Origin of the sequence: Aquimarina litoralis (assembly GCF_019295435.1) — a bacterium.
In the GTDB taxonomy this organism is placed as follows: Bacteria; Bacteroidota; Bacteroidia; order Flavobacteriales; family Flavobacteriaceae; genus Aquimarina; species Aquimarina litoralis_A.
Window position 1 is genome coordinate 1 of record NZ_WEKL01000022.1, and the last position, 23680, is coordinate 23680.

Sequence of the window (23680 nt, forward strand, 5' to 3'; positions counted from 1 at the left end):
CCATATCGGGACCATGATTCACTTGCCAACCAAGATACGCGGGAAGATTTTGAAGGGTATTCTTAAAAATAGTCATATCAAATCCTTCTGAAATAAAACCAAAATTATATACGTTGTTCGCTTTAAAAAACCATGATTTTGCCTCGAAATCTATCTTCAGGCTTATATTAATCTCTTCATTGGTATTCAAGGGTGAGGGGTTTACTTTAAAAAAAGAAGACTCATCAAAATTACCATCAGCTAATCCTAACAGGATATCAAAAGTAGTTGTACTATTTCTAGTAGCAACAAGGACTAATCCTGCACTGGCATTACCTGTTGGCTTTGATCCATAAATAGGTTTACGACCATTGCCCGTTCCTGTGTAGGTATATCGAAAATCAATTTCGATCTCAAAAGAATCATCACTGGAAATCAAAGAGCGAAAAGAATTATCTAACAAAACATATTGGTCTTGTGCTAGATCTATTCCTTGTCCGCCAGAAGGTGTTGACACGTAATTTGGTGCTGGAGAAGCGTTATTCCATTCTAAAAATGTACCAGAAACATTGTTTGAGATATCATTCAAATTTCCTTCCAAAGGGTAATTGACAACTTGGGCAAAAAGTCCAGAAGTTATTGTTAATACATATAAGAACATTAAAACTCTTGGGGTAGCGTATTTTTGTTTCATAAGCGGGTTTATTAAAAGAAGTTTGGGTATGTACTTCTAGTACAGCCATGTTCTTACATACCCTATTTTTATCGTTATTTTTTCGATAAAAGACTCACAATGGTATCGTCATTTCTAACCCGAAGTATTCTTTGAAGAACCTAATGTCTACTTCAATTTCCATATGAAATAGATCTATCCATACACTACATAAAAAAACTACCCTTCCTTATATCCTAATAAGAAAGGGTAGTAAAAAAAATTAACTACTAAATTATGATTGCTACATCTTAATTGGTTTCAAAGTACCATACACGTCCAATAGCAACACCTTGTTGATTATCTTTTGCCACTACTCTCCAGTAATATCTTTTATTCGGTAACACATCTACTCCAAATGCATTTTGATCAATATCTTCTGCTAATAATGCCGGCGGATTTGTTTCTCCAAAGTATACATCATATACTAATGGATCTCCATCAGCATCATTCGATTCCCACTGAAGCGCTACAATATTATCATTCGTTACCGATCCTAAGTCAGGAGAAACAATAGCAGGAATTTGAGGTATGGTATTAAATCCAGCTTCTGGCTCTGTAACGAAGGTTCTTACTTCAGAATACACACTTTCATTTTGTTGATTGTCCATCGCTTTTACTCTCCAGAAATAGGTTGTTCCCTTTTCTAGATTGAAGCTTCTAGTAGGTTGAGACGTACTAGCGCTATATACAATATTTGTAAATGCCGCATTCAATGCTATTTCTATCTGATAGGAAATGATGTCTCCTTGATCATCGATAGAACTATCCCATTCGAACTCTAAATCAATGTTGGAACATATCAAATTATTCGTTGGAAACAACAAACTCGGAATAGATGGAGCGTTATTATCAAGACCTCCGTTATCATCAATGCCTTCTGTACTACAAGCAAATAACATCAATGAGCTTAGTAAAATGGTATATATTTTTTTCATTTGTTTATCTTTTATATTATTCATCAATTGAATTCGCTTAAGTTCATTCATTCGTTTTATAATCATCTTTCAGCAAATTCTTTATGTAAAGTCCACCACCCATCTTGAGTGGTGGATCTTTTCTACTGATTACTCTTTTATGATTTTAAAAGTTTTAGTACTTCCTTCTACATTGATAAAATAAATTCCTGTAGGTAAATGCTGCATTGGTATGTTCACCCTATTTCCAACAACACTATAGGTATCTGTCATTACCATCATACCTAACGCATTTCTTACCTGTATACCAATAGTGCTTTTATTCGTAGCTGGTAAATTCATAGATACATTAGACTTAGTTGGATTAGGATACACACTAATTTCATCGAATAGATCAATTGTTTTAGATAATGTTCCTTCACAAGCTACACTAGAAGATACTTCCATGATATCACCATGTACCACCGCAACTTCAAAATCATTGGATGCATATTCTCCTATTACTTGATCATTCACTTTTACTAAGAAAGGAGGTGTACCAGATTCAATGGCAACTGCCACTTTACTTTCATCAGCATTCATCACAGTATCTGCTTTACCTGCTAAGGTAGCAGCTTCTCCAATAGCTAATTCGAAACACTGCTCACAACCTGCAAATCCATCAATTGAAATACACACCGTGTAAGTTCCAGGAGACATTCCATGGATATCTACAGATGAGTTGAAGTAATGTGTATCTCCTCCTACTGTTACGATATAATTTTGTGGTTCCAATGTATTTATGCTAATGATTCCATTGTCTTTATCCACACAAGTTTCTGCTACAGCAATCACTTCAAAATTATTACTTGGCAACACATCCAAGGCACAAAAATCTACTACTTCTACCGTTCTGATAACCTCAGTGGCCATATTACCTGAAGCATCTGTGGCATTGTATCGAATACTATACGTTCCTATCACATCTACAAAATCACTTGCATCAATAATTACCTGAGATCCGTCATCTGTTGTTGCTCCAAGTTCTACATATCCAGTTCCTAAATCTATAAATTGTGGATTAGCTCCTAGTAATGTAATTACCGGTGCTGTTGTATCTACTACTTCAACAGATCTAGTAACTTCTACAGCACTGTTTCCATTCGCATCTGTAGCATTGTAGCGTATTACATAGCTTCCTACAGCATCTACAAAATCAGAACTATCTATCATCACAGGAGAACCATCATCTGTAGTCGCTCCTAATTCTACATATCCAGTTCCTAATTCAATAATCTGTGGATTAGCTCCATTTAAGGTAATGACAGGCAGCATTGTATCTACTACCTCTACTGTTCGAGTAACTTCTATCGCGTTGTTACCATTGGCATCTGTGGCGTTGTAACGTATGGTATAACTTCCTACTACATCTGCAAAATCTGAGCTGTCGATCATTACAGGAGATCCATCATCTGTTGTTGCTCCTAATTCTGTATATCCAGATCCTAGTTCAATAATTTGTGGATTAGCTCCATTCAAAGTAATTACTGGCGCTGTGGTGTCTACCACCTCTACCATTCGCGTAACTTCTATGGCGTCGTTTCCATTAGCATCCGTTGCGTTATACTGTATCACATAGCTTCCTACGGCATCTACAAAATCTGAACTATCTATCGTTATAGGAGATCCATCATCTGTGGTTGCTCCTAATTCTGTATATCCATCACCTAACTCTATAATTTGTGGATTATCTCCGTTTAATGTAATGATTGGAGCCGTAGTATCTTGTACAATTACGATACGTATTACTTCTGCATCATTACACAAAGCATCTGCTGCACTATATACTATTTGATAACTTCCTACTACATCCTGAAAAGCACTAGCATCAATCATCACTGGAGAACCATCATCTGTAGTTGCTCCTAACTCAGTATATCCATCACCTAACTCTATAATTTGTGGATTATCTCCATTCAATGTGATCGCAGGAGGTGTATTATCAATTGTAGTTACATTAACGTTAGCAGTCTGTTGAGATATGTTTCCATTGACATCCGTAATCGTAATATCTACCTGATTCATACCTAGACTCGTACAGTCAAATGTTGTGTTTGTCATTTGTATGGTATCAATCCCGCAATTGTCATAAGGACCTGTACTTGGCACAAATGCTACATAATCATTCGTAGCAGACCATATGGTAGAGTTACGTCCTGGTACCGCTACAGCTCTTGTTCCATTAAAGTTTTCAACACCTTGTGTTTTTCTTTGATTATTTACAGCTGTTGATGGAATACTTGTGGCATGAATCTCGATTCTATTACTAGATTCAAACATTTTTACCTGCACCGTTGTTGGATCTACACTACTGTTATTATGTTCTACTGCATCAAAATCTACAATCGCAATTCGGTTTGGTGCAGTACCTATGGTAGCATATCGTATGGTTCCACCATTACCAGGATCTACATCGTTCCAATCAAAAGCAATCAAGTTATTAGGTTCATCAGTATCTGGAAGTCGATCTCCATCACAACATCCATCATCATCTMCAGAAAATGAGATAAATCCATTAGATGAGATATAATATTCTGTATACTGATTCCCATAGAAATCGAAAATAAAATCAAACGGTAATGGGTCAGAAAACTCATCGTCTCCCAATGTAATTTCTGTACCAATCGCACTAATATCAACAGGCGCAAAAGTACCTGAAGTCTCTACTTGGTACTGAGGTGCAGAAGGATGCACTCCTATTAGATCATCTTGAGTTAAGGTTGTAGTACCTGTTGCATCCAATACTACTACTTGATCTTGCGCTATATATAAAGGTGCTTGGGTATCTCTTACCGTCACATCAAACGTACACTGAGAAGTAGTACCACTCGCATCTGTAATTTCGATGACATTGGTTGTTGTTCCTAATGGGTAAAACGCTCCACTATCTAATCCTGAGATTAATGTATAACAGCTTGAATTGGTATAATTCACCATAGCTCCGCAAGCATTAGGATCATTGTCCACAATTATATCCGTAGGACAAGCAACATCTATCGTTACTACTACATCACAACTCACTTGATTACCCCAATTATCCTGAACAAATAAGGTAACTGTATTATCCCCTATATCCGAACAATTAAAGAAACTTCTACTTAAAAAAGCATTCGTAGAACAATTATCCGAAAAAGTACCTAAATCTTCTGGTGTTAATCTTACTTCTCCTTGCTCATCTAAAAATGCTGTGAAAGGAGCTACACAATTTACAACAGGATCAATAGTATCTCTAATTTGAATACCTACATTTCGTACCGTTTCATTATTGTTTACATCTATTGCTGTAATGGTAATGCTTCTAAACCCAACCGAGCTGCAATCAAAATCAGTTTCACTGATCGTCATATTTTGTAATCCACAATTATCAGGAGTAGTCAATCCTAAATCTGTAGCAGTTAAGGTAAAGGTATTGGTCATCGGATCTAGATCAAATGGAATCGATAAATCCGCAGCGATATTAATTTCTGGACCTGTAACATCTTCAACATTTACTGTAACATCCATTGGAGTACTGTTGCCTTGATCATCGGTAGCAATCAGTTGAATTACATTTGCTCCTAGCATGGTACAATCAAAATCAGTTTGACTTAAACTAAAGTTCACCGTACCACAATTATCTATAGCAATTGGATCAAAATCAGCAGGAGTAATAGAAATATTTCCTGTAGTATCTAATTGTACGGTAATTTCATTTCCACCAGCAGGTGACAAATCACCACGCACCCATACTCTATGAATAGTACTAGCAGCATTCACTGCAAAATCATCCACTTCCCAACGGCTTCCACCACCGCGAATTCCCCAGTGGTAAGATCCTGCTGCCCAAAATGGAAAATTAGTTAAAGCCAAATCTCCTTGATTAGCAAATTCGTTAAATCCTCGTTCTGGAATAAAAGCCGTATGATCGGGAAAAACCGTGTAATTTGTACTTACATGAATTCCATCAAAAGAACCGGATCCTGTTTTTACATAATCCAGTACTCGTTGGTAGCTCGTTTTAAAATTAATTACTCTGGAGTGCCCTGTAGTCACTCCATAGAAACGAACTTCTTCAAAATCAATAGCTGCTGCTAATTGGTTTCCGAAATGTCCCCAATTGGCAGTTCCTGCTTCATTATCTCCTAAGGTAGAAGAACCTAATAAAGGTAAGTCTGTATTACGAACGGTTAGATTAGAATTATCTCCTGCTACGTGTACATAGTTTAAGATCATTAGCCATCCACCGCCATCGGTGTCATTATCCAATTCTCCTTGGAATGTATTACCATCAAAACTAAAGTAATATCGGCCACTTGGCACACCACCTACCACAGAGGATGCTAAGCTTCGAAAAGGTCTTGCCATAGAACCGTCTCCGGCATCACCAAAGACAGGAGGAGTTGTATCTTGTCCTGGACCACATTGCGCTTGCATATGGTAGGTACAAACAAAACACACTAGAAATAGTAGTATTTTTTTCATAGAAAAGGGGTTTAAAAGTTATTTGTTTTTAATTGTCTCACAGTATCTCTGTGTTGTAGGTAGTACAAGCAAGTTTTGAGATACCCTATTTTTATTTTTATTTTTTCGATAAAAAACCAAAAAGCCAATAAAAAATTTCTTGAATCCAACTATCCCCAGGGCAGAGCCTCGAGGAATTCTTTAGATTAAAAAAAGTGGAAGTTGTGCTTTGTAGCATCAGTTCTATACTAATTGATCATTTTGATTTAGGCGCTGCAAAAGTATCCTAACAAGATGGATAAGACTAAAATTCTACCCTTACAAACAACACTACAATCACCCCTACAATTACCCCTACAAAAATTCTTAAAAGAGCTACAAAACCCATAAAAAACAAGGTATTACAAAACATTCTTTCATAGATTTTAATGAAACTATTTTAGCATACTGTTTTTTTTAATAGTTTTGAAAAATCAACCATATATCCGTTAGATGTCCGAAGAAAAACGATCGGTTTGCGAAGAAAGGAACTTTGATTCCCTTTTTAATACTCACTACGAATCAGCGAGGAATTATCTGTATTATAAATGTGGAGATCTTCAACAGGCCGAGGATATCGTTCAGGATACTTTTGTAAAACTTTGGAAACAATGCGCGGATGTCATCTATGAAACTGCCAAATCCCTAATTTTTAAGATTTGTAATAACGCACTTTTAAATGAATTTGCTCATAAAAAGGTGGTTTTGCGCTATGAAAATACTCCACGGAATGATAAAAACTATGAAAGCCCAGAATTTATTATGGAAACTGAAGAGTTTAGACAAAAACTGGAACAATGCATAGGCAAACTTGCACCTAAAGAACGAGAAGTATTTTTACTAAGTCGTATTGATAAAAAAACATATAGAGAAATTGCTGAAATCACCAATATTTCTGTAAAAGCCGTGGAAAGAAGAATGAGCAAAGCCTTTCTAATCTTACGGAAATTATTAGGCGATGAAATAAAAATTTAAAAAATAAATAGGGTATCTCAGAACTTAGCTGTACTAAATACAAGAGGGTTCTTAAACGCTTAAGAACCTAAACGTAAAATAATTATGGAAAAATATGAATCAGATGAAACTTTTATTGCTCGCTGGGTAGCTGGTGAGTTAAGTAAAGAAGAGCTCTCTGAGTTTAAGAATTCAGAARCTTATAAGCTCTTTTATCATATCAATGAAGAAGCTCAGAACTTTAAAGCACCTCCTATTGATAAAAGACAAGCGCTAATTAGAACCAAAGAACAAATCACTTTTGGTAAAACCCGAAAGCGTTCTACTAATACATGGTATGCTATTGCCGCTTCTGTAGCAATTATCTTAGGAGTAATTGGTGCACTTAATACTACCAAAACTTATGAAACAGCCTATGGAGAACAGTTAGCCGTTACCCTACCCGACGGTTCTACTATTCAACTAAATGCTGGTTCTGAATTATCACACAAACGCTTTTTTTGGATGAACGATAAAAAGGTTCGTTTAAAAGGGGAGGCTTTCTTTAATATACAAAAAAGTAAAGGGTTTGCCGTTGAAACTACCCATGGAACAGTTTCAGTATTGGGAACTCAATTTAATATAAAAACCAGAGGAGATATATTTGAATTAGACTGTTATGAAGGTGTTGTACGATTTGATCAAAGCGATAAGCCTAAACATCAGATCTTACGCAAAAATGACAGAATAGTGCTATCCGATACGAATACCGTAATCAATGAGAAAAATGCAGTAGAGCAACCCAATTGGATGAAAGGAATTAGTGTATTTAAAGAACAGCCGTTGAAAGAAGTTCTTCATGAAATGGAACGCCAGTACAGCATTAAATTTATATACACTACTACTGATGTTTCAAGATTATTTACAGGAAGTTTTTTACATAACAACCTAGAAACAGCATTAAAATCAACTTTAACACCTCTTGGAATTAATTATGAAATTTCTGAAGATAAAACAACTATAAATTTGCCTTAAATTTGTAATAACTTAATAAACCTAATAGGTCATTTTATTGATCACTGACCTTTATATTTGATGATAAATTCCCCATATTTTATCATTGTTTTTTAAACCCTTAAAAATGCAAGCAAAAATCCCCTTATTATTTGCAGCATTACTCTTAGGTATCACTTTTGGGTATGCTCAAGAAAATTTAACTCTAAATTATTCCAAAACTCCTCTAGTAGAAGTTTTAACAGATATCGAAACAAAGACTTCGATTGTCTTTTCTTATGACCCAACAGCTGTAACTAACAAAACAGTTACCCTTGTTGCACAAGACATAGCATTGAAAGATGTATTATCTGAACTGGAAAAGCAAACAGAACTGGATTTTGAAATTGTATCCGCTCAGCAGGTTATTATCTCAGTTCCAAGGATTATTTGTGGATATATATTAGATAGTACCACAAATGAACCTTTACCTTATGTGGTGATACAAATGGATCGTAATGAAACTACAGAAACCGATGAAAAAGGTTTTTTTAGCTTTGAAAATGTAAGAGCAAGTGTTGCTACGATATCCATTTCATTTTTAGGATATGACGACAAGGATATTACGCTTGCTGTAGGCAATCCATGTGAAAACATCTATATAAATCCATTAGGCTCTGAACTTGATGAAGTAGTCGTATTTGGATATGTAACTACAGGTATTGACAGAAACAAAGATGGGTCATTAACTTTAGATTCTGAAAAATTAGGAATTCTGCCAGGTTTAGTAAGTCCTGATCTTGCACAAAGTATTCAGCTAATTCCTGGTATTTCTACGCTAGATGAATCTGCTACAGGAATTCAGATCCGTGGAGGTTCTCCAGATCAAAATCTAATCCTTTATGACGATATCAAATTATTCAATACGGGATATTTCTATGGTATGTTTTCGCTATTCAATCCATTTGCTACTCAAAAAGCTACCGTTTTTAGATCAGGTACCAGTGCTTCTTATGGAGATCGCATCTCAGGTATTATCGATATTTCAAGTGGAACTAAAATTCCAGAAACCACAACAGGAGGATTTGAAATTGATGGATTATCAGTGAACGGTTTTGCTAAAATACCTGTGTCCGAAAAAGTCGCGGTTTATGCTTTTGCCAGAAGATCTTATGCTGATCTTTTAGAAACACCTACCTATCACAGTTATGAAGATAAAATCTTTACCAATTTTGGGGTTGCCAGAGATGTTAATGGCAATGTGTTAGAATTAGAAACGGATGACGATTTTAGTCCGGAGACCAGTAATACCGATTTTTCTTTTACAGATATTGGCACTAAACTGATTATAAAGCCTAACGAAAAGAATAATATTGCACTAAGCGCTTTATATACTCGAAATCGTTTGGACTTTGATTTTACCGCAGATGGAGAAGAATTTGTGGTGGATTCTTTAATCACACAAAATAAAGGATTAAGTCTATCATGGGATCATACAACCAATGAAAGACAGCGAGAAAGGGTTTCTGCCTATTTTTCAGAATACAATTCTTTTTATCAAAATGATGAAATAAAGGATGAAACTGATGATGGAATTTTAGATTTAGCCGAAATTAACATTCGTAAAAATGATATTGTAGATCTTGGAGTAAAATTCACTTCGATGACTACTATCCGAGAAACTCAAAACCTAACACTAGGCTATGAATTATCGTATACTGATTTAGATATCATCATTAGTAAAGAAAATCCTGTGGATGCAGAATTAGAAAGTTCTAATCAGGATGATACTAATTTAAAAAATGCAGTTTTTGGTGAATATACATTCAACTTTAGAAATAAAGGGCTGATCAATGGGGGAATTCGATTGGTGCACTACAGTTCGCTGGATCAGTTTTTAGTAGAACCGCGTATTAATTTTGAATATCCTTTGTCTGATAAAATTCGTTTTAAAACAGCGGTTGAGCGAAGAAACCAACCGATCTCTCAGTTAATTGAATTTAATCATACAGAACTACGACTAGAAAATGAATTATGGCGTCTTTCTGATGACAACCAATTTCCATTATTAAGTAGTAATCAAATTTCTGGAGGATTACTATATCATTTCAAAAATTTAAATATCKATGTTGATGCCTATTATAAGGAATTGGATGGACTCACCACCTTTACTAATGGATTTAGTAATCCGCTGGAAAATCTTGAGGAAGGAAGTAGTACTATCGTAGGGTTGGATGTTTTACTAAAATACAGATGGAATAATTATAAAATATGGGCTGGATATACCTATAATGATATCACTTTTGAGTTTCCGAATCTGGCAGACACTCCAGATAAATTTCCGGGAAATAATGACATTGCACATCAATTCAGAATATCAAGTTCCTATCAGTTAGATAAGTGGCAGTTCTCGCTAGGATGGCAATTTAGAACAGGAAAACCGATTACTCCTGTCAACAGTTACGAAATTATGATCGATGCTGATGGAGAAAATGCAGGTGTTGTGAACTTTGGAGCGGTAAATAGTGACAGACTTCCTGATTTCCATAGATTAGATGCTTCTATTTTGTATGATTTCAACATAAAATCAGGGAACAAAAAATTAAAATCACAAGTTGGTTTATCATTCCTAAATATTTACAACAGAGTAAGACCATTAGATTTGGTGTATAAAGCAGAACGAAAACCGCTAGATGATGGTGGCATCGCAATACCAGGAACAGATGGTTCTTCTCCTGAAGAACTGGAAGTAATCTTAGAACAGGTGATTCAACGATTTTCTTTAGGTTTTACACCAAATGCAGTATTTAGAATCAGATTTTAAAGTATACTTTATTACCCATTGTACATTTTGAAAGAAATAGTAAAGAACAGTGTCAATTCGAATGATTTTTCGTAATGAAATGAAGAAAAATTATACTTCGACTCCCGATAGCTATCGTGACAGCAGAACGATCGAGAATAGATCTTGAGCAAAAAGAGTCCCTCTTCGAAGAGGGATTTAGGGAGATGTTCTTCAAACTAAATGCACAAACAGCTAGTTTATTATTTTTCCAAATAATCTAAAATAGGCGCTCCTTTGGGAGCGTTTATTTTTTTTCGAATGCGATAGCGATTCATCATCACACTATCTTCGGATATTGCTAACATATTGGCAATTTGACGTGTATCTAACCCTAATTTTTCCATAGCGACCAATCGTTCTTCTGAAGGTGTTAATTCATAGCCCTTTTCTCTGATATCATCAAAAAAAGAAGGATATACAGTGATGAACTTCTCTTTAAAATGATACCAATCATCTTTGGTCAAGATCTTAGCTGCTGCTATCTCTCGTAATTTTTTTAAGGAATCTTTTTCTCCAATCTCGGATTTTAATGCATCCAATTGTTTATTGAGTTCTTCCTGTTCTTTACTTTTTATAAGTAACTTTTGCGTAAACTCTTCTAGTTCTTTTTTATTTTTTTCCAAAGCTTTAGCTACTGTCAATGCCCTGTTCTTATAAATCCTTCTAATCAAATAGGCAATACATATAGAAGCAACTAGACTTACGAGTAATAATATGAGATATAGTTTTTTCTTAGCACGTTCAGTATCAGTGATCAATTTTAGTTCACTTTTCTCCTTTACGAACTGCAGGCTATCTGCCAATTTCTCCTGATCAAACTGGTAATTCAATTCTAGTGCCTGTATTTTTTTAGCATTTTCAATATTAAATACGGAGTCTGAATATTTCTTATGCATCCTATAATCTTCCAGCGCCTCTTTATAATTTTCTAGTTTGCGCTTGATAAAACTTCTTCTCAAATAAGATCTAGAAATTCTTGTTTTTGTCTTTTGTTGTTTTGCTATCTCTAATGCATTATTTGCAAAAACTAACGCCTTAGTATATTGTTTGAGCTGCATATAACTACCAGCCAAATTATAATATACCCGTTGCAAGGAAAGCTGTTTATTATTTTTGATATCAAAATCTAAATTCTCTTTATAGATATCAATGGCTTTTTGATACGCTTTCTTAGTATGATACCATGCCGCTAGATTGGAGTTTACCCGATACAAATTTTCTTCATCGTTTAATTCAATGAACGTCGCTTTTGCTTTTTGATAACAGGCAAAAGCCGAATCCATTTGTTTGGATTGGCGATATGCTACTCCCATCATATTGTATCCAATAGCGACTCCAGTCTCCTCTTGTAAACTATCTTTTAGCTGAATGGTTCTTTTAAAGTATTCAATAGATTTATCATACTCCTTTTGATCTCTGAAAACCATTGCCAAATTATGGTAGATATCCGCAACATTCGAAGCATCTTCTAATTGTTTGTATAAATCGATAGCCTTTAAATAATAATCAACTGCCTTTGGGTAGTCTCCTTTTCGTTTACTTACAATTCCTAATGCTTCATAAACAGTTGCTAATCTTTTATCTTTTCCTGTTGGAGTTATTTCTTCTATTAGTTTTTGCGCATTCAACAAATGATTCTCAGCCTTTCTAAAATCTCTGGTAATTTGATAATCCCCTAATATAATTAATGCATCAATTTTTTCTGAATCTGATGAAGCTTGTTGCACCGCCTTCTCCAACTTTACCATCAAAGTATCTCCATCTTGTGCATACAGATGGAGGTCCATGGACAGTAATATGAAGAAACATATAAAAGAGAGGGTTTTCATTTTAAGAGTGGCTTACACTTTGATGCTGTAAATATACTAAACTAGGAATAGGAATTCTGATCAAAGAGGAATCACTACTATTACAAAACCTCGAAACCTTATTCAGCAATTATTATGTATAGATTTAGCAAATTGTTTCGTTTCAAGCTATATACACCTTCCTTTTAAGATAATACTAATTGTCAACAAGTCACAATGATGTACAAATGTTTTTTAACATCCTCCCCAATCCTCCTTCAAAGGAGGAAGCAGTATCTTCAAATGTGATTAATTTCAGTTTAAAAATAAATAAATTTTATGGGCTTTTAGAAGGAGGTAATTACAGTACAAATACTCTTTGTAGGGGTTTTTGTAGGGGTACATATTTAGCAAAAAACTGGGTAACAGCATATTTTTGCAGCCGTTATTCACAGTAATTGATCATCTCACAAATCACGTTCATTTTTGTTTTTTTGAACACTCTTTTTTACAGCTTATCACTTTTTATCGAAAAATATCAATAAAAAATAGGGTATTCAGATTTGAAGCTGTATACCAATAGAACACTGTAAAATTATTTAAAAAAAGCCCCCTTATTGTATGAAGCATTTTTTACCCTTTCTATTTATCTTTTTTACTGGTTATATAAGTGCTCAACGTGCTTATCTATTAAAAGATATCAATACCGAATCCAGTTTTGGAGCAGACGTTGAAAATTTAATCGAATTTAATGGTAAACTCATTTTTAGTGCTGAAAATGAAGAATATGGTGATGAATTATGGGAAACCGATGGCACACCTGAAGGTACAAAATTATTAGTAGATATAGATGCAGGAAGTTCTGGCTCTACCCCACGATACTTAACCATATTGGATAACAAATTGTATTTCAGAGCCGATGATAATGCTACCGGTCAAGAATTATGGGTGACGGATGGAACACCAGAGGGTACGCAACGTATTACGGATATCAATCCAGGTCCTAATGACTCTCAAATTAATGATATCACTGTGTTTAATGGAAAACTTTATTTTGAAGCGGATGATGGTATTCATGGAAGAGAATTGTGGGTTAGCGATGGAACTACAGCGGGTACTCAAATGGTAAAGGACATTAATGTAGGAGATATGTATACCAGTTCTTCTCCGGGTAACTTTACCGAATATAACGGAAAACTCTATTTTGCTGCTAGTCAAGGAACATTAGGTACAGAATTATGGGTAACTGATGGAACAGAAGCAGGAACCCAATTGGTAAAAGACATCGATCCAACTATGTATTACTCTGGAGGTCCAAGAGATTTAGTGGTTTATAATGGAAAATTATATTTTGCTGCTTCTGGAGGTAATTATAATACAGAGTTATGGGAAAGCGACGGTACTGAAGCTGGAACCCAATTAGCAGTAGAAATTAACCCTACTGGAAATTCAGATTTATCCGATATAACTGTTTTTAATAATAAATTATATTTTCAAGCCAATAATGGACTGGTTGGTCGTGAGCTTTTCGAATCAGATGGCACACCTGCGGGAACAATATTAGTAAAGGATTTTAACCCAACAGGAAATTCTTTTTTTGATGAGTTTACCCTTTACCAAGGTAACCTATATTTTTCAGCTTATACCAATGCAGAGGGAAGTGAGTTATGGGTCACTGATGGTACGGAAGCAGGCACACAATTAGTTAAGGATATCTTTACAGGAATTTATGGTTCTAGTATTCGACATATGACAGTCTTTGATAATAAGTTATTCTTCGGAGCTTCTGATGAAAATAACGAAAATCAATTATGGACAAGCGATGGTACGGAAGCGGGAACGCAACAATTTTTTAACATTTCACAAGGCAGTTCAGCTTCTAACGCAAAAGATTTTATTGATTATAATAACGAAGTGTATTTTCGTGCCAGAGATAATATCTATGGAAATGAGTTATGGAAAAGCGACGGTACCGAAGCTGGAACAATAAGAGTAAAAGATATTTGGCCTGGAAGTAGTGGCGGAGCAGACACAATGCTAGGAGTACTTAATGGAAAGCTATATTTTGAAGCGAATAATGGGGTTGCAGGAAGGGAACTTTGGGAAACTGATGGTACCGAAGCAGGCACAAAACTGGTAAAAGATATTAATCCAGGAAGCTCAGGTTCTTCTCCTGATGATGGAGCGGTGTTAAATAATAAATTGTATTTCGAAGCCAATGATGGTATCCATGGAAGTGAACTTTGGGTTACAGATGGAACTGATGCAGGAACCCAATTGGTAAAAGATATTAATCCAGGAGCTACTGGTGGAGGGATACAAGATATGATAGCTTTTAATAATAAAATATATTTTAGTGCTAATGATGGTATTCATGGGTATGAATTATGGGTAACGGATGGTACTGAAGCAGGTACAGGACTAGTAAAGGATATAGCCGCAGCAGGTATTCATTCAAGTCCAAGGTATTTTGCAGTACATGATAACAAAGTATATTTTCAGGCCAATGATGCGATTCATGGAGGTGAATTATGGGTATCAGATGGTACAGAAGCAGGTACTCAAATGGTAAAAGATATTAACCCATCAACTTCTTGGTCTTCTCCGCAATGGTTGGTAAGTTATAATGGTAAATTATATTTTAAAGCTAATGATGGTATTCATGGAGATGAGTTATGGGAAAGTGATGGTACCGAAGCAGGTACAAAGCTTGCGGTAGATATTCGGGAAGGAAACGGTGGCAGCAGCGTCCGTGAATTAGTTGTACTACAAGGTAAAATATATTTCCGCGCAAATGATGATATTTGGGGATCTGAATTATGGGTTACCGATGGTACCGCAGAAGGTACTCGATTAGCAGCAGATATGCGACCTGGTCCTAGCGGTTCTTCTCTGGATGATATGGTGGTTTCTAATGGTAGATTATTTTTTAATGCCGATGATGGTATCTATGGAGAAGAAGCATGGGCATATGAACCTTTCGACTGTAATGTAATTACATCCAACATTATTTATGTAACACCAACTGGAGAAGCAACAAATTATGGAAATTCTTGGGCAGAAGCAACTTCTTTTCAACACGCGCTACAACTAGCTACAGAATGTTCTAGCATAGAGGAAATTTGGGTACAACAAGGAAGCTACAAAGCTGGAAATAATCGATATGATACTTTTTATATCCCTGATAATCTTAAAATTTATGGAGGTTTTAATGGTACAGAAACAAACCTCTCAGAAAGAGATTGGGTAAGTAACCCAACAATTTTTAGTGGAGATATAGGAATACCTAATAGTTCATTAGGGAATTCTAACACCTTATTGCACTTGCTAAATACTGATAATGTACTCATTGATGGTTTTATCATTGAAGACGGATATGCAGAATATGATTCCAATAGTAATTTTTTACAAGATACCAATGGAGGAGGAATCTTTCTAAAAAATGCGAATAACAACAGTTTTGTTAATTGTATCATTAGAAACAACTTAGCACAAAATGGAGGAGCTATTTATCAAATTTCAGGTACCAATAACCAATTTGTAAATTGTTTATTTTATGGAAACGAAGGCCTAACAACTAATGTTGTTTATGCTGCAGAAGGAACAATGAGTTTTGTGAACTGTTCTATAGCGAACAATAGTCCAGCAGATGCTTCTCATGGAATCTTTGGAAACGACTCAGGAAATATAACTTTAGAAAATACTGTAGTAGCAGGAAATCATACGCTAAATCATAATACAACAAATACCGGAACGTTAACCGCAACTTACAGTTACTTAAAAGGAGAAAATCCTTCAGGAACAGGAAATATTGATGGAACTACGATTACGGATGTATTATTTAAAGATGTTGCGAATGAAGATTTTACCTTACAAGGGAGTTCTCCATTAGTAGATGCTGGAAACAATACCGCAACTTTTCAAACCAAAGATCTTAGAGGTGCTGATCGGATTATTGATGGAGATTTAGACACTACCAATACTATAGATATTGGAGCTTATGAATTTGGGAAGTCAGAACAAATTATCACTTTTGGAGCATTGGCTGATGTAACCTATGGTGATGCGGATTTTAATTTGTCTGCTACTACAGATTCAGGATTAGCAATATCCTATACCAGTTCTGATACTTCGGTAGCTACTATTTCAGGAAATACAGTAACGATTGTTGGTGCAGGTACTACAACTATTACTGCATCTCAAGCAGGAGATCCAGATTTTAAACCGGCTATTGATGTTTCCCAAACATTAACCGTGCTTCCAAGATCCATAACAGTAACTGCGGATGCTGGTCAAAATAAAGTATTCAATACTGCTGACCCAACATTTACCTATGTGATTACAACAGGAAGTTTAGTTTCAGGAGATGTTCTAAATGGAACTTTAGTAAGAACGACAGGTGAAGATGTAGGACTATACCCTATCAATCAAGGGACTTTAGATAATACCAACTATGATATTACTTTCGTTGGTGATGATTTCGAAATTACTAAAGCTGATCAGATAATTACATTTGCTAGTTTAGCTGATGTAACCTATGGTGATGCGGATTTCAATCTAACTGCATCTTCTGATGCAGGATTAGCAATTTCGTATACAAGTTCAGACACTTCTGTAGCAACTGTTTCTGGAAATACAGTAACTATTGTTGGAGTTGGAACTACAACCATCACAGCAAGTCAAGCTGGAAATAACAACTACAATGCTGCGGTTGACGCATCACAAACGCTAACGGTAAATCCAAGAGCAATTACAGTAACTGCTGATGCTGGTCAATCTAAAATATTTGGAGCTACAGAACCAGTATTGACCTATACAATTACCACTGGAAGTTTGGTTTCTGGAGATGTTCTAAATGGAGTTTTAGCAAGAACAACTGGTGAGGATGTAGGATTATATCCTATCAATCAAGGAACTTTAGATAATACCAACTACAACATCACTTTTGTAGGTGATGATTTCGAAATTACGAAAGCTGATCAGATAATTACATTTGCTAGTTTAGCAGATGTAACTTATGGTGATGCGGATTTCAATCTAACTGCATCCTCTGATGCTGGATTAGCAATTTCGTATACAAGTTCTAATACTTCTGTAGCAACCGTTTCAGGAAATACAGTAACCATTGTTGGAGTTGGAAACACAACCATCATAGCAAGTCAAGCTGGAAATGACAATTACAATGCTGCCATTGATGTATCGCAAACACTAACGGTAAATCCAAGAGCAATTACAGTCACTGCTGATTCAGGGCAATCTAAAGTATTTGGAAGTGCTGAACCGGTATTGACTTATGCAATTACTTCTGGAAGTTTAGTTTCTGGAGATGTTTTAAATGGTGCTTTAGCAAGAACAGCTGGTGAGGATGTAGGATTATACCCTATCAATCAAGGGACTTTAGATAATACAAACTACAACATCACTTTTGTAGGTGATGATTTTGAAATTACGAAAGCTGATCAGGTAATTACTTTTAATAGTTTAGCTGATGTAACTTACGGTGATGCGGATTTCAATCTAACTGCATCTTCTGATGCTGGATTAGCAATTTCCTATACAAGTTCTAATACTTCGGTAGCCACTGTTTCAGGAAATACAATAACTATTGTTGGAGTTGGAAGTACAACCATCACAGCTAGTCAAGCTGGAAATAACAACTACAATGCTGCAGTTGATGTATCACAAACACTAACGGTAAATCCACGAGCAATTACAGTAACTGCTGATCCTGGTCAATCTAAAATATTTGGAGCTACAGAACCAGTATTGACCTATACAATTACCTCTGGAAGTTTGGTTTCTGGAGATATCCTAAATGGAACTTTAGCAAGAACAGCTGGAGAAGATGTAGGATTATACCCTATCAATCAAGGGACTTTAGATAATGCCAACTATGATATTACTTTCGTTGGTGATGATTTCGAAATTACAAAAGCAGATCAGGTAATTACATTTGCTAGTTTAGCAGATGTGACTTATGGCGATGTTGATTTCAATCTAAATGCATCATCTGATGCTGGATTAGCAATTTCCTATACAAGTTCTAATACTTCTGTAGCCACTGTTTCTGGAAATACGGTAACCATTGTTGGAGTTGGAAGTACAACCATCACAGCAAGTCAAGCTGGAAATAACAACTACAATGCTGCCATTGATGTATCACAAACGCTAACGGTAAATCCAAGAGCAATTACGGTTACTGCTGATTCAGGTCAATCTAAAGTATTTGGAAGTGCTGAACCGGTATTGACCTATACAATTACCTCTAGTAGTTTGATTTCAGGAGATATTCTAAACGGAACTTTGGCAAGAACAGCTGGAGAAGATGTAGGATTCTATCCTATCAATCTAGGAACTTTAGGTAATTCAAACTACGATATAACTTTCATAAGTAATGATTTTGAAATTACTGGAGTAAATCAGGTAATTACTTTTAATAATCTAGCAGATGCAACTTATGGTGATGCAGATTTTAATCTAACTGCATCTTCTGATGCTGGATTAGCAATTTCCTATACAAGTTCTAATACTTCTGTAGCAACCGTTTCAGGAAATACGGTAACCATTGTTGGAGTTGGAAGTACAACCATTACAGCAAGTCAAGCTGGAAATAACAATTACAATGCTGCCGTTGATGTATCGCAAATGCTAACGGTAAATCCAAGAGCAATTACGGTTACTGCTGATGCTAATCAAAGTAAAACATTTGGAGCTACAGAACCAGTATTAACATATACAATTACTTCTAGTAGTTTGATTTCTGGAGATATCCTAAATGGGACTTTAGCAAGAACAGCTGGGGAAGATGTGGGAAGCTACCCTATTAATCAGGGAACATTGAACCATCCTAATTACCAGATTAACTTCATAACGAATAGTTTTGAAATAAATAAGGCCGATCAATTCATCACTTTTGATGAACTATCAAACGTAAAACTTGGAAATCCAGCATTTGAATTAAACGCAATTGCTTCCTCTGGATTAGCAATCACTTATAGTTCTTCGGATCCAAGTATCGTATCTATTTCAGGTAATATGGCGACGATTCATAAAAAAGGATCTGTAATTATTTCTGCATATCAAGATGGAAATGAAAATTATCATGCTGCTACTTTTATCGACAGGTCTTTAACTGTTCTTTCGGGACAGATTCAGGATGAACTCATAAAGCTCTATCCAAATCCTGTAATTGATCATATTCGAATTTCTGAAACACCTTCTAATAACCGTTTATCTATTTATGATGTCAATGGACAATTAGTGAAGCGTATATTTGATTATACAAAAGATGAAATAATTGATGTTACAGGATTGCAATCTGGTATTTATATGGTGGAAATTCTATATTTCGATTATCGAGGAAAAACGATCGTGAGAAAATTTCTCAAAGAATAATTAAAACAGCATAGTCTTTAAATAAACTTTTAAAAGCGGGATTTCTTTTCTTAGGATTTCCCGCTTATTTGTATTTGGAAATTAAAGTATTTTTTATCGGCTTATTAAACATCAATATTTCTAAAAACTCGAATTACATACATAACTCCTATCAATTAAATTTAATAGCAGAGTCAGAATTTTCACAAAATTCATTACCTCAAATAGGAGAAATGATTTTAGCATTATTTTTAGATGGTATTATGCTGGCAACCGAGTCTTGTATTTGTTTTACCAAAGCCTCACATAGTACCTTTTTTGCAAAAAAATGATGCGTCACTAACCCAACGGATCTGGCTGGAACAGGATCTTTAAATTCATTTATACAAGTTGCGGCTTCATGTTTTAACATGCTCTTTGCTAAAAAAGGTACTATTGTGATTCCTTTTCTAGATTCTGTTATCCGAATAAGACTTTCCATTGAGCCACTTTCCATTCTAAAATTACTAGTCGTTTTTATACATTGCTCAGATAACTCACATATATCATATACCTGAGTTCTTAGACAATGTCCATCTTCTAATAAAAAGATCTTAGAGAAATTTAAATCCTCTGGAGCAACTTTATTATCTACTCGTTCATCTGTACAATCATAAATTAAAAATGGCTCTTCAAATAATGGATACTCCAATAGTTCTTTATGATTTAGAGGTAATGCAAGAATACCTATATCCAAATTTCTTTTTAAAATTTGATCCTGTATATCACTTGTGTTTAATTCTTTAACACTGATGCTTACATTTGGAAAACGATCTGCAAAATCTGTTATAAAAAGAGGCAACAAATATGGAGCAAGTGTCGGAATTACACCTATTTTCAAAGAACCTACCATATCCCCTTTTATTTCCTGCACTACATTGGTAAGCAAGTCTATCTCGTTTACAATAATTTCTAACCTTTGGATTATTTTTTCACCTTCTTTAGTGATCGTAACCGGTTTTGTTTTTCGATCAAAAATTTTAACCCCGATTTCCTTTTCAAATTTATTAATCATGGTACTCAAAGTGGATTGAGTAACGAAGCACTTTTCGGCAGCTAATGCAAAGTTTTTAGAATGCACCACCGCTAATACATATTGATATTGTTGAATATTCATACTCAAAGATAATGATTATCTACAACATCAATAATCACATTCATAATTTAGTTTTTATCAATAATAAATATTTATGAATTTTGTGTTTTAACTTAAACTATTACACAATGAAAAAGACATTTTCTAGAATTTTAATGACTTTTGGGGCTTTAGCAATCGGTGTTATCATTTTCCTATTCTCCTCATTTAACACTAGTAATGCAGAAGTAGCAAATAAAGCAGAAAGCGGAGGTTGCCCTTTTGGTTTTGATAAACTATCAAAGTCCACAGGGTCTGTAACCACTGGTAACCCCAAATCTAATAGAGATTGGTGGCCAAATTCTCTAGATCTAACAGTATTGCGTAAAAATGCGGTACTATCAAATCCTCTTGGAGATGATTTTAATTACAAAAAGGAGTTCGAAAACTTAGATTATTTTGCACTTAAGAAAGATCTAAAAGACTTAATGACTGACTCTCAAGAATGGTGGCCGGCAGATTTCGGACATTATGGAGGATTGTTTGTACGAATGGCTTGGCATAGCGCTGGAACGTACAGATCAGGTGATGGTAGAGGTGGAACTCGAGAAGGTAAGCAACGATTTGCACCTCAGAACAGTTGGCCGGACAATGCAAATCTTGACAAAGCTAGAAGGTTACTATGGCCTATTAAACAAAAATATGGTCAAGCAATTTCCTGGGCAGATTTGTTCATTTTAGCGGGAAATGTAGCATATGAATCAATGGGATTTGAAACCTTTGGTTTTGCTGGTGGTCGTGTAGATACTTGGGAACCTCAAACAGATGTATACTGGGGATCAGAAAAAGAATGGTTAGACGATGAAAGATTTTCTGAAGATAGAGAATTAGAGAAACCTTTAGCCGCTGTACAAATGGGACTCATTTATGTAAACCCTGAAGGTCCTAATGGAAATCCAGATCCAGCTGCTGCAGCAAAAGATATTCGAATTTCTTTTGGACGTATGGGGATGAACGATGAAGAAACGGTAGCGCTGATTGCTGGAGGACATACCATAGGCAAAACACATGGTAAAGCTACAGGTGACCATATTGGTCCTGCACCAGAAGCGTCTGGAATAGCAGATATGGGATTAGGTTGGAAAAGCAATTATAAATCTGGAAAAGGTCCTGACGCTACAACTTCGAACTTAGAGGTAATTTGGACAGAAACTCCAGACAAATGGAGTCATGGTTTCTTCGAAGGACTATTTGAAAACGAATGGGAATTAGTTCAAAGCCCTGCAGGAGGACATCAATTTCAAGCGGTAAATCCTAAAAAAATGTACCCAGATGCTTTTGATCCTAATAAAAAACATAAGCCAACGATGTTAGTAACGGATGTTGCTTTATTACATGATCCTTCTTACAAAAAGATATCTGAAAGGTTTTACAAAAACCCGAAGGAATTTGAAAAAGCATTCGCTAAAGCTTGGTTTAAACTTACTCATAGAGATATGGGACCTAGCACTACTTATTTAGGACCAGAAGTACCTAAAGAAAATTTTATTTGGCAAGATCCAATTCCAAAAGTTGATCATACCTTGGTAAACGCAAAAGACATCGAATCTCTGAAGAAAAAGATTGCAGGATCAGGTTTAAGCAATAGTGAACTCGTAAGTACAGCCTGGAATTCAGCTGCTACTTATAGAAACTCTGACAGAAGAGGAGGTGCCAATGGAGCTAGAATCAGATTAGAACCAATGATAAATTGGGAATCTAATAATCCTAAACAATTAAAACGCGTGTTAGCTTATTATGAAAAAGTAAAAGCAGATTTTGATAAAAACGATAAAAAGATCTCTATTGCTGATCTAATCGTTTTAGGAGGATGTGTTGGTGTCGAACAAGCTGCAAAGAAAGCTGGCCAAACAGTTAACGTACCTTTTACTCCAGGCAGAATGGATGCTACACAAGAACAAACGAGTATAGAAGCAATGAACCTATTAAAACCTATGGCAGATGGGTTTAGTAACTACCAACAAACTGAATACACCCTTACAACAGAGCAACTATTAGTAGATAAGGCTCAATTATTGACACTTTCAGTGCCCGAAATGACTGTATTAGTTGGTGGAATGCGTGCCATTGGCGCCAATTATGATGCATCTGAAACCGGTATTTTGACAAACAATGTAGGCGCTCTTACAAATGAATATTTTCAGAATCTACTAAGCATGGATTATGAGTGGAAAGCAACAGATGAGAAGCAATATTTATTTGACGGTTATAAAAGAGGGACAAAAGATAAAGTATGGACAGCTACTAGAGCAGATCTAATTTTTGGTTCCAATTCTGAACTAAGAGCATTATCTGAAGTATATGCAAGTGAAGATGCTAAAAAACGTTTCATTCAAGATTTTGTAACAGCTTGGAATAAAGTAATGATGTTAGATAGATTTGATATATAACACATATTAAATATCCGTGTCTTTAACATCAATAAATCCCTTTAAGTTCTTTAAAATG

Annotated in this window: 10 protein-coding genes; 5 read left to right on the forward strand and 5 right to left on the reverse strand. The window is 35.4% G+C overall.

Annotated elements, in window-relative coordinates; genetic code table 11:
- From GBO31_RS12865 to GBO31_RS12875, 3 genes are all read right to left on the reverse strand, one after another.
- On the reverse strand, positions 1 to 673 hold a 673-nt coding region (locus tag GBO31_RS12865), incomplete at its 3' end, for a hypothetical protein (protein WP_219008762.1).
- A 269-nt stretch (positions 674 to 942) separates the two neighbouring features.
- Complete coding sequence (locus GBO31_RS12870; protein ID WP_219008763.1) at positions 943 to 1629, reverse strand: fibronectin type III domain-containing protein; 687 nt, start codon at positions 1627 to 1629, stop codon at positions 943 to 945.
- Positions 1630 to 1758: 129 nt separating this feature from the next.
- On the reverse strand, positions 1759 to 6108 hold the full coding sequence (locus tag GBO31_RS12875) for an immunoglobulin-like domain-containing protein (RefSeq protein WP_219008764.1): 4350 nt from the start codon (positions 6106 to 6108) through the stop codon (positions 1759 to 1761).
- Between the two features lie 471 nt (positions 6109 to 6579).
- Here GBO31_RS12875 and GBO31_RS12880 point away from each other — a divergent pair, with 471 nt between their 5' ends.
- From GBO31_RS12880 to GBO31_RS12890, 3 genes are all read left to right on the forward strand, one after another.
- A complete protein-coding gene (locus tag GBO31_RS12880; RefSeq protein WP_219008765.1) occupies positions 6580 to 7101 on the forward strand; it encodes an RNA polymerase sigma factor in 522 nt (173 codons plus the stop codon).
- Positions 7102 to 7185: 84 nt separating this feature from the next.
- Entirely contained in the window at positions 7186 to 8094 is a 909-nt protein-coding gene (locus GBO31_RS12885; protein ID WP_219008766.1) for a FecR family protein, read from the forward strand.
- Positions 8095 to 8200: 106 nt separating this feature from the next.
- On the forward strand, positions 8201 to 10876 hold the full coding sequence (locus GBO31_RS12890; RefSeq protein ID WP_219008767.1) for a TonB-dependent receptor: 2676 nt from the start codon (positions 8201 to 8203) through the stop codon (positions 10874 to 10876).
- A 221-nt stretch (positions 10877 to 11097) separates the two neighbouring features.
- Here GBO31_RS12890 and GBO31_RS12895 read toward each other — a convergent pair whose 3' ends face one another.
- Positions 11098 to 12684 (reverse strand): tetratricopeptide repeat protein, encoded by a 1587-nt coding sequence (locus tag GBO31_RS12895; protein ID WP_219008768.1) that lies wholly within the window; start codon positions 12682 to 12684, stop codon positions 11098 to 11100.
- A gap of 621 nt (positions 12685 to 13305) precedes the next feature.
- On the opposite strand from GBO31_RS12895, the gene GBO31_RS12900 reads away from it, so the two are divergent.
- A complete protein-coding gene (locus GBO31_RS12900; RefSeq protein ID WP_219008769.1) occupies positions 13306 to 20079 on the forward strand; it encodes an ELWxxDGT repeat protein in 6774 nt (2257 codons plus the stop codon).
- 199 nt (positions 20080 to 20278) lie between these two features.
- Here the strand turns inward: GBO31_RS12900 and GBO31_RS12905 are convergent, their stop codons facing one another.
- The gene (locus GBO31_RS12905) at positions 20279 to 21214 is read right to left on the reverse strand and encodes a hydrogen peroxide-inducible genes activator (RefSeq protein ID WP_219008770.1); all 936 of its coding nucleotides are present in this window, start codon (positions 21212 to 21214) and stop codon (positions 20279 to 20281) included.
- A gap of 134 nt (positions 21215 to 21348) precedes the next feature.
- Between GBO31_RS12905 and katG the strand changes: the two genes are divergently transcribed.
- Positions 21349 to 23622 carry a catalase/peroxidase HPI gene (katG, locus tag GBO31_RS12910; RefSeq protein WP_219008820.1) on the forward strand — a complete coding sequence of 758 codons (2274 nt, stop codon included), beginning with the start codon at positions 21349 to 21351 and terminating at the stop codon, positions 23620 to 23622.
- The last annotated feature ends 58 nt before the right edge of the window (positions 23623 to 23680 follow it).

Bases quoted from the DNA above. Each gene is read 5' to 3' on its own strand.
- GBO31_RS12900 (WP_219008769.1), top strand. From the start codon at position 13,306: ATGAAGCATTTTTTACCCTTTCTATTTATCTTTTTTACTGGTTATATA.
- GBO31_RS12895 (WP_219008768.1), bottom strand. From the start codon at position 12,684: ATGGACCTCCATCTGTATGCACAAGATGGAGATACTTTGATGGTAAAG.
- GBO31_RS12870 (WP_219008763.1), bottom strand. From the start codon at position 1,629: ATGAAAAAAATATATACCATTTTACTAAGCTCATTGATGTTATTTGCT.
- GBO31_RS12905 (WP_219008770.1), bottom strand. From the start codon at position 21,214: ATGAATATTCAACAATATCAATATGTATTAGCGGTGGTGCATTCTAAA.
- katG (WP_219008820.1), top strand. From the start codon at position 21,349: ATGACTTTTGGGGCTTTAGCAATCGGTGTTATCATTTTCCTATTCTCC.
- GBO31_RS12880 (WP_219008765.1), top strand. From the start codon at position 6,580: ATGTCCGAAGAAAAACGATCGGTTTGCGAAGAAAGGAACTTTGATTCC.